Raw genomic sequence first — 8,850 nt, forward strand, 5'->3', positions numbered from 1 at the left:
CATTCGGCGCTTTTTTTTACCCGGCGTGATAGGGCCGCGACAGCCGGTGTACCGATTCGATAAAGGCGCCGGCGTGCTCCGGATCCACATCCAGGTGAATACCGTGGCCCAGGTTGAACACATGGCCAGGGCCATGGCCAAAGCCTTCCAGAATGCCAGCCACTTCCTGCTCAATGCGCGCGGGCGAGGCATAGAGCATGGACGGATCCATGTTGCCCTGCAGCGCCACCTTGTCGCCCACCCGGCGCTTGGCGTCGGCGATATTGATGGTCCAGTCCAGGCCCACGGCGTCGCAGCCGGTGGCGGCGATGGCCTCCAGCCACTGGCCGCCGTTCTTGGTGAACAGAGTCACCGGCACCCGGCGGCCGTCGGCCTCGCGGGTCAGGCCATCCACAATCTTGGCCATATACTGCAGCGAGAAGTCATTATAGTCCCGCGGGGTCAGTACGCCGCCCCAGGTGTCGAAAATCATCAGCGACTGGGCGCCTGCCGCCACCTGAGCGTTAAGGTAGCTGGTGACACTGTCGGCCAGCTTGTCGAGCAGGGCGTGCAGGGTCTGCGGCTCGGCATACATCATCTTCTTGATTTTGGTAAAGGCCTTGGAGCTGCCGCCTTCCACCATATAGGTGGCCAGGGTCCAGGGGCTGCCGGAGAAACCGATCAGCGGTACCTCACCCTGCAGCTCGCGGCGAATGGTGCGCACCGCGTTCATCACATAGCCCAGCTCGCCTTCCGGATCGGGAATACCGATACGCGCCACATCGGCGGCACAGGTCACCGGCCGCTCAAAACGAGGGCCTTCGCCGGTTTCAAAGTAAAGACCCAGTCCCATGGCATCGGGAATGGTCAGAATATCGGAAAACAGAATGGCCGCGTCCAGCGGAAAACGGCGCAGCGGCTGCAGGGTGACCTCACAGGCCAGCTCGGCGTTGCGGCACAGCGACATAAAGTCACCGGCCTGGGCCCGGGTGGCCTTGTATTCCGGCAGGTAGCGGCCGGCCTGACGCATCATCCATACCGGGGTATAGTCGGTAGGCTGGCGTAACAGGGCGCGTAGATAGGTATCATTCTTGAGTGATTTCATTCCGTCGTTCCGCATCGGGTGGCAAAATTTAGTCGCATTGTACCATCACAGTCCGGGAACGCGAAAAAGCCGGGAGCCGGGGCAAAACGGTCACTAAATCGTCACCGGCTATTGACCGGGGCGTGACTTTTCTTTACTTATAGTGACTGAGCCCATCAGGCAGCCCACGGAGGGAACCATGCTCGGGAAACTGGAACAGACCAAAGCCAGACTTGGCGGCATTCACAAGGCACTGGACGCCTTTCTTAACGCCCGCCAGGCCCTGCTCGTTGAATATATTCGCCTTTCCACTCACCAGACACTGCCTTCACAAGACGAACTGCACGAATTCTGCGGCCAGCTGGTCGACTATGTTTCGGCCGGACATTTTGAAATCTACGACCACGTGCTGGCGGCCTATGAGGCCTCACAAGGTAATGCCCGGGTGCTGGCGGAACGCATCTATCCGCGCATCAAGCGCAACACGGATGACGCTCTCAACTTTCACGACAAGTACACTCAGGCCGATGAAGACACCCTGCTGGAGCTGGATCAGGATCTGAACCGGCTGGGCGAGTTGCTGGAAGAACGTTTTGCCCTGGAAGACCGGCTGGTATCGGCCATCGATCTGGTGGATCACCTGGATACCAGCACCCCCGCCTGACAGGAACTAGAGCGCGGCCAGGGCCTCTTCCAGTTTTTTAACCGGGATCACTTCCATGCCCTCGGGAGCATGCTTGGGGCGGTTGGCCCAGGGCACAATGGCACGGGTAAAGCCGTGCTTGGCCGCTTCCGTCAGCCGCTCCTGACCCGATGGCACCGGCCGGATTTCTCCCGACAGCCCCACCTCGCCAAACACCACCAGCTCTTTGGGTAACGGACGGTCACGAAAGCTCGACACCAGCGCCAGCAGCAGTGCCAGATCGGCACTGGTGTCTTCCACCCGCACGCCGCCCACCACGTTGACAAACACGTCCTGATCCGCCATCTGCATGCCGCCGTGACGGTGCAGCACCGCCAGCAGCAGTGCCAGCCGGTTATGCTCCAGGCCCACGGTCACCCGGCGCGGATTGGCCAGCTGGGAGTAATCCACCAGCGCCTGCAGTTCCACCAGCAGCGGCCGGGTGCCTTCCCAGATCACCATGACGACCGAGCCAGTCACCTGCTCCTCGCCCCGGCTGAGAAAGATGGCCGAAGGGTTGCTGACTTCCTTCATGCCGATTTCGGTCATGGCGAACACCCCCAGCTCGTTGACCGCGCCAAAACGGTTCTTGTGGCTGCGCAGGGTGCGAAAGCGACTGTCGGCGGCGCCGTCGAGCAGTACCGAGCAGTCGATGCAGTGCTCCAGCACCTTGGGGCCGGCCAGGGTGCCGTCCTTGGTCACATGGCCCACCATCAGGATCACCACCCCCTGCTGCTTGGCAAAGCGGGTCAGCTGGGCCGCCGCTTCCCGCACCTGGCTCACCGAGCCCGGCGCCGACTGCACATCGGCCACATGCATCACCTGAATGGAGTCGATCACCATCACCGCCGGCTGCTCTTCCCGGGCCACGTGGCAGATTTGCTCAACACTGGTTTCCGACAGCATGCGCAGCCGGTCCCGGGGCAATCCCAGACGCTGGGCCCGCATGGCCACCTGCTGCAGCGACTCCTCACCGGTCACGTACAGGGTTTTCATGCGCCCGGCCAGGCCGCACATGACCTGCAGCAGCAGAGTACTCTTGCCCGCCCCCGGATTACCGCCGATCAGAATGGCCGAGCCGGGCACCAGACCACCGCCCAGCACCCGGTCCAGCTCGCGAAAGCCGCTGTCAATGCGCGGAATCTCGGTCATGGCGATTTCGTTGAGGGTCTGCACCTTGTTTTCCTGCAGACCGGCATAGCCGGAAAAACGGGCATTGCGGCTGGAGGAGGTGGCCGGCGCCAGCCGGATTTCACTGACGGTGTTCCATTCCTTGCATTCGGAACACTGCCCCTGCCAGCGGGGAAATTCGGCACCGCATTCGCCACAGACAAACGCGGTTTTGGACTTGGCCATTCGCCTCTCTCCTGATTGATGAAAGCTTAAAAAACAAGGCGCGTCCGCGACGGCTCACGGACGCGCCAGACATCCGGGCTTCAGCGCGCCTGCAACAGACCCAGCACCCCTTCCAGACTGAGCCGGTTCAGGCAAACCGGTGCCTGCTGCTGCACCAGGGGTTTGGCGTGCAGCGCCACTCCCAGGCCAGCCTGGGCCAGCATTTTCAGATCGTTGGCACCGTCGCCGATCGCCACGGTCTGCTCAAGGGGAATACCGTGCTCGTGGGCCAGCTCCACCAGAATATTGGCCTTGGCATCGGCATCGACAATACTGCCCAGCACCTCACCGGTGAGTTTGCCATCGCGAATTTCCAGGGTATTGGCAAACACCGCATCCAGTTCCAGCTGTTGCTGCAGGTGGCGGGCAAAGGGCACAAAGCCACCCGAGGCGATGGCCACCTTCCAGCCCATGGCCTTGAGCCCGGCCACCAGCTCGGTCAGACCCGGCATCAGTGGCATGCGGCCAATGACCTCATCAATAATGCCGGCATCGGCCCCGGCCAGGGCGGCTACCCGGCGACGCAGACTCTCGGCAAACGGCAGTGCTCCTTCCATGGCGGCCCGGGTGACCGCGGCCACTTCTTCTCCTACCCCGGCCAGGGCGGCGATCTCGTCGATACATTCGATCTGAATGGCGGTGGAGTCCATGTCCATCAGCACCAGACCGGGCCTGTCGGCCGAGGGCAGCGCCGGCACACAGGCCAGGTCCCAGCCGGTGGCCACCTGCTGCAGCGCCGCCTTGAGCGCGGGCGACCAGGCCGACAGCCGCAGGCTGGCCAGTTCCCGTCCGGCCACCACATCCACGCAGCACAGCTCGGTACGAACACCGGCGTCGTCCAGTACCTTCAGGCTTTCAGCCAGCGCCTGCTTGTCCAGGCGCTCCGCCAGCAGCACCAGCCGCCCCTTCGCCTCGGGCAAATGCCCGGCTTCCCATTCTCCCTCACGCCACAGACATGATTGCTGCGCCAGCGCGTCTTTCCATTCCACCACCCGCTCGGGCAGCCCATTCAGCAACAGTGCCACTTTGATTCCCTTTACTACGACAAACCGGCGCTCAGGGTAGCGTATTGCTTTTTAAGCAGGCAAGAGACAATATTGACCGCCATGGAAAACCCTCAATCACGCCTTAAACGACTGCCCTGGTTGTGGCCACTGGCATTGCTGCTGTTGTTGCTGGCCGGCCACCAGTGGCTGGCGCTTAACGATCTGAACCAGCGCTGGCATCAGCTGCCCCATCGCACCTCGGCCACCGCCCTGGCGGATTTCGCCGAATTTCAGGCGCTGCGGGCACTGAATGCGGAAGACAGTGAGGCCCAGCAACTGCTGGTGACCGAGCTGACTCACTCGCCGCTGGTGCTGTCGGCCCGCCTGTACGACGGCGGTGGTACTCTGCTGGCCGCCGCCGATACACCCGACGCCGCCCTCGGGCAGGCTTATGTTCGGCCCCTGTTCGCCGAAGAGCGTCCTGCCGGCTTTCTGCATCTGAGCCTGGCGGAGTCGATCATGACCGGTGAGCAACACCAAATCCGGCAACGGCTGTATTATCACCTCAGCTGGCTGTTGCCCCTGACCGGGGCCATGGGTGCCCTGCTGGCGGCAGCGCTGTTGCGGCTGCGCCGCCGTGCCTTGTAAACCCCCACTTGAGTGGGGCAACGGAGCGGCTGGTAAGCAGATTTGCCCGGCTAAAGCCGAGCCTACCAATTTCACCTGAGCGGTGAGGTCTCATGCCTCCAGCAGTACCGACTCCAGCGCCACTTCCATCATTTGATCAAAGCCGGTCTGGCGCTCGTCGGCGCTGAGTTGTTCGCCGCGCAGAATATGATCCGATACCGTGCAGATGGTCAGGGCCCGGGCGCCGTATTCAGCGGCAACACCGTACAGCCCCGCCGCTTCCATCTCCACGCCCACCACGCCGTAGCGTTTCAGCAGCTCAAACAGCTCGCTTTGCGGGGTGTAGAACAGATCCGCCGAAAACAGGTTGCCCACCTTCACCGGCACCTTGAGGGCACTGGCCGCCGCCACCGCGTTCCGGGTCAGCTCGAAATCGGCGATCGCCGCCAGATCGTGCCCCATAAAGCGGGTGCGGTTGACCTTTGACTCGGTGCTGGCGCCCAGGCCGATCACCAGATCCATCAGGTTAATATCGTCGCGCACCGCGCCGCAGGATCCCACCCGGATCAGGTTTTTCACGCCAAACTCGGTGACAAGCTCCTTGGCATAGATGGACACAGATGGAATGCCCATGCCGTGCCCCATGACCGACACTACCCTGCCCTTGTAGCTGCCGGTAAAGCCCAGCATATTGCGCACGGCATTCACCTGGCGCACATCGGTGAGAAAGGTCTCGGCAATGTATTGGGCCCGCAGCGGATCGCCGGGCATCAGAATGGTCTCGGCAAAGTCGCCGCGTTCGGCCTTGATATGAGGTGTCGCCATAAATGTATTCCCGTTAATCGGTTAAGGTCACACAAAGGAGCGGCCAAAGTCCATGGGGCTGGTGCCAAAGTAGCTCGCCAGGCTCTGGCCGATATCGGCAAAGGTATCGCGCCCGCCCAGGGAACCGGGCTTCAGCCCGGCGCCGGTGGCCAGCACCGGAATATGCTCGCGGGTGTGCTCGGTGCCGGTCCAGGTAGGATCGCAGCCGTGATCTGCGGTAAGGATCAGCAGATCCTCCGGTTTCAGCAGGCTCAGCAGCTCGGGCAGACGCCGGTCAAAGGCCTCCAGCGCGGTAGCGTAGCCCGCCACATTGCGGCGGTGGCCGTAGCTTGAGTCAAAATCGACGAAGTTGGTCATGACAAGCGTATTGCCTTTGGCCGCCTGCAGCTCGTTCAGGGTGGCGTCAAACAGGGCATCATGCCCGGTGGCCTTGACCTTGCGGGTAATGCCGCAGTGGGCGTAGATGTCGGCGATTTTGCCGATGGACACCACCTCGCCGTTCAGTTCGTCCACCAGTTTCTGCAGCACGGTAGGGGCCGGTGGTGCAATGCTGTAGTCCCGGCGGTTGCCGGTGCGTACAAAGTCGGCGGCGGTCTCGCCCACAAAGGGCCGGGCGATAACCCGGCCGATATTCCAGGGCATCAGCAGCTCCCGGGCGGTCTCGCACAGGGCGTACAACCGTTCCAGGCCAAAGTGCTGCTCGTGGCAGGCAATCTGAAACACCGAGTCCGCCGAGGTATAGCAAATGGGCTTGCCGGTGCGCACATGCTCTTCGCCCAGCTGCTCCAGTATGGTGGTGCCGGAGGCATGGCAGTTGCCGAGAATGCCCGGCAGCCCGCCCCGTTCGGCCAGTTCGTCGATCAGTGCCGGCGGAAAACTGTTCCGAGTATCGGTGAAATAGCCCCAGTCAAACAGCACCGGCACCCCGGCAATTTCCCAGTGGCCCGAGGGGGTGTCCTTGCCCGACGACAGCTCCCGCGCATAGCCGTAGCTGCCGGTGACCTCGGCGGGCAGGGTCACGCCTTCCGCCACGGCCCCGGTGCTGTCGGCATGAGCATGAAACAGTCCCAGCCGGCCCAGGTTGGGCAACCACAACGGCCCCTCGCGGCCCTCATCGGCCTGCCCCCGGGCGCAGGCGGCGGCGATATGCCCGAGGGTATCAGCGCCGGCATCCCCAAAGCGGTCGGCGTCGGGAGCCGCGCCAATGCCGAATGAGTCGAGAACCAGGACGATGGCACGTTTCATGGGGTCTCCTTGGTGCCGCCGGGCGGCACGGCCAAGAACAAAAAGGTCAATCTCAGTAACCGCCGGTAGTCGGCCCGCGGGTACCGGCCTGCAGTGTGGCCAGTATATCGTTGAGCAACCCGGAAGCGCCAAAGCGAAAGTGCGCCGGGGTCAGCCAGTCCGGCCCCAGCCGCTCGGCGGCCAGCCGCAGGTAATCCGCCGCCTGGGCCGTGGTGCGCACGCCTCCGGCGGCCTTGAAACCAACCCGGCCGCCGTGGTGCTTGATGACATCCAGCATGATACGGGCTGCCTCCAGGGTGGCGTTGACCGCCACCTTGCCGGAGGAGGTCTTGATAAAGTCGGCGCCGCCGTCAATGGCCAGTTCGCTGGCCCGCCGAATCAGCGCCGGTGCGCCCAGCTCGCCGCTTTCGATAATGACTTTAAGCGTTCGCTCACCACAGACGGCTTTGCAGACCTGCACCATATTCAGGCCAGCCTGCTCATCTCCGGCCATCAGCGCCCGCCAGGGAAACACCAGATCCACCTCGTCGGCGCCGGCGGCAATGGCCTCCCGGGTTTCCCGCTCGGCCCGCGCCAGATCACTGCTGCCATCGGGAAAGTTGGCCACGGTCGCCACCTTGATCCTGCCGGCCACGCCCAGCTCCGCCAGGGTAGTGCGGGCCAGGGGCACAAAACGCCCATACACGCACAGCGCCGCCGGCGTGCCGCCGGCGGTCACCGCCTGCCGGCACAGGGCGATGATATCGGCCTCGGTGTCGTGCTCGTTAAGACTGGTCAGATCCATCAGGCCCAGGGTCTGACGGGCAAGGTGCTGTGTTGGCGTCATGGCGTGCTTCCCCTTGAATGACTCTGGCCAGTGTAACGCCAAATGACCGTCCGGGTCGCGCCGCCTGCTCACTTTTCGGCCGGTGCACTGGCGGTTAGCCGAAACAGCCGGCCGGCGTTGCTCTCAAGCCCGGCAGCGAGCACCTCTGGCGGCTCGTCGCGAATATCGGCCAGCGCCTGCAACACCAAAGGCAGCCGCTCGGGATGATTGGGCTGGCCCTGAAAACCGCACAGAGGCATGTCGGGGGCGTCGGTTTCCAGCACCAGCGCCTCCAGGGGCATGGCGGCGATGGTGTTGCGGGTCTTTTTCGCCCGCTCATAGGTGATGGTACCGCCAACGCCCAGATGAATACCCAGCTTCCAGAAGCCTTGTGCCTGTTGCAGCGAGCCGGCAAAGCCGTGCACCACGCCCCCCACCGGCGTATGCCGTCGCAGCCATTTCAGCAGCACATCATGACTCTTGTGGCTGTGCATCATCACCGGCAGCCCGCGCTCGCAGGCCTGTTTCAGCTGAAACACAAAAGCGGCTTCCTGCTCGGCCATGGGTACGCTGCAGGCCATGTCCAGCCCGGCTTCACCGATGGCCACACAACGGGTATCGGCGGCGTCCAGCGCTGCCACCAGTCGTGGTTGCCATTGAGCAGAAGCGCCCGCTACCCACCAGGGATGCAGCCCCAGAGCATAATGCACTCCCGGCAGTGTCTTGCAGAGCACAGGCAGCCGGGGCCACTGGGCCTCTTCCACTCCCGGGATCACCAGCCGGTGCACTCCGGCGGCCCGGGCCCGCTGCCAGTGGCCGGCCCGGTTATCGGCAAAGGCGTCAAAGTCGAAATGACAGTGGGTGTCGGTGAGCCGCATAAAAGCCCTTGAGCAAGGAGGTTACTGGCTCAAAGAGTATCAGATGTGAAAAGAAAAACGGGCGGCAACCTTGCCAATACAGTGGTAGCTGCCACTTTAGTTGGCAGAAGGTGCGAAGCACCTTTAAGTAAAAGGTTGCCGGTGGGTTTGCGCCGGCTAAAGCGGCGCCTGCTGAAATCCTGCAGCCGTCGGCCGGCTGCAGGGGGTTGTACGCCTCAGAACCTGTTTGAAATCTTTCGCCAATAGCCGATACTGGACGGATGAAACGAAAAACATACCCCAGCGACATTACGCGAGCACAATTTGAAGCCGTCAGACCGTTATTGGAACAGGCCAGTAAGCGC

The 8,850-nt window shown here is 63.0% G+C and carries 10 protein-coding genes; 2 read left to right on the forward strand and 8 right to left on the reverse strand.

All coding sequences use genetic code 11. From position 1 onward, the window contains the following. Positions 1-16: 16 nt before the first annotated feature. Positions 17-1,084, reverse strand: a complete 1,068-nt coding sequence (gene hemE / locus DA373_RS14850) for a uroporphyrinogen decarboxylase (RefSeq protein ID WP_107853064.1) — start codon at positions 1,082-1,084, stop codon at positions 17-19. Positions 1,085-1,262: 178 nt separating this feature from the next. On the opposite strand from hemE, the gene rsd reads away from it, so the two are divergent. Next, positions 1,263-1,727, forward strand: coding sequence for a sigma D regulator (gene rsd, locus DA373_RS14855; protein WP_107853065.1), 465 nt, complete (start codon positions 1,263-1,265; stop codon positions 1,725-1,727). Between the two features lie 6 nt (positions 1,728-1,733). Here the strand turns inward: rsd and radA are convergent, their stop codons facing one another. Together radA and serB are read right to left on the reverse strand one after the other, a co-directional pair. Next, entirely contained in the window at positions 1,734-3,101 is a 1,368-nt protein-coding gene (gene radA / locus DA373_RS14860) for a DNA repair protein RadA (protein ID WP_107853066.1), read from the reverse strand. An 80-nt stretch (positions 3,102-3,181) separates the two neighbouring features. Further along, positions 3,182-4,159 carry a phosphoserine phosphatase SerB gene (serB, locus tag DA373_RS14865; protein ID WP_198650329.1) on the reverse strand — a complete coding sequence of 326 codons (978 nt, stop codon included), beginning with the start codon at positions 4,157-4,159 and terminating at the stop codon, positions 3,182-3,184. Between the two features lie 87 nt (positions 4,160-4,246). Here serB and DA373_RS14870 point away from each other — a divergent pair, with 87 nt between their 5' ends. Further along, on the forward strand, positions 4,247-4,774 hold the full coding sequence (locus DA373_RS14870; protein ID WP_107853073.1) for an AhpA/YtjB family protein: 528 nt from the start codon (positions 4,247-4,249) through the stop codon (positions 4,772-4,774). A gap of 90 nt (positions 4,775-4,864) precedes the next feature. Here the strand turns inward: DA373_RS14870 and deoD are convergent, their stop codons facing one another. From deoD to DA373_RS16650, 5 genes are all read right to left on the reverse strand, one after another. After that, positions 4,865-5,578 carry a purine-nucleoside phosphorylase gene (gene deoD / locus DA373_RS14875; protein ID WP_107853068.1) on the reverse strand — a complete coding sequence of 238 codons (714 nt, stop codon included), beginning with the start codon at positions 5,576-5,578 and terminating at the stop codon, positions 4,865-4,867. A gap of 27 nt (positions 5,579-5,605) precedes the next feature. Further along, positions 5,606-6,823, reverse strand: a complete 1,218-nt coding sequence (locus DA373_RS14880; RefSeq protein ID WP_107853069.1) for a phosphopentomutase — start codon at positions 6,821-6,823, stop codon at positions 5,606-5,608. 52 nt (positions 6,824-6,875) lie between these two features. Continuing rightward, positions 6,876-7,649 (reverse strand): deoxyribose-phosphate aldolase, encoded by a 774-nt coding sequence (deoC, locus tag DA373_RS14885; protein ID WP_107853070.1) that lies wholly within the window; start codon positions 7,647-7,649, stop codon positions 6,876-6,878. A gap of 68 nt (positions 7,650-7,717) precedes the next feature. Further along, positions 7,718-8,506 (reverse strand): TatD family hydrolase, encoded by a 789-nt coding sequence (locus DA373_RS14890; RefSeq protein WP_107853071.1) that lies wholly within the window; start codon positions 8,504-8,506, stop codon positions 7,718-7,720. Beyond that, on the reverse strand, positions 8,469-8,850 hold a 382-nt coding region (locus tag DA373_RS16650; protein WP_408635791.1), incomplete at its 5' end, for a hypothetical protein. The genes DA373_RS14890 and DA373_RS16650, both read right to left, overlap by 38 nt.

This window comes from Oceanimonas marisflavi (assembly GCF_003049725.1).
Lineage (GTDB): Bacteria > Pseudomonadota > Gammaproteobacteria > Enterobacterales > Aeromonadaceae > Oceanimonas > Oceanimonas marisflavi.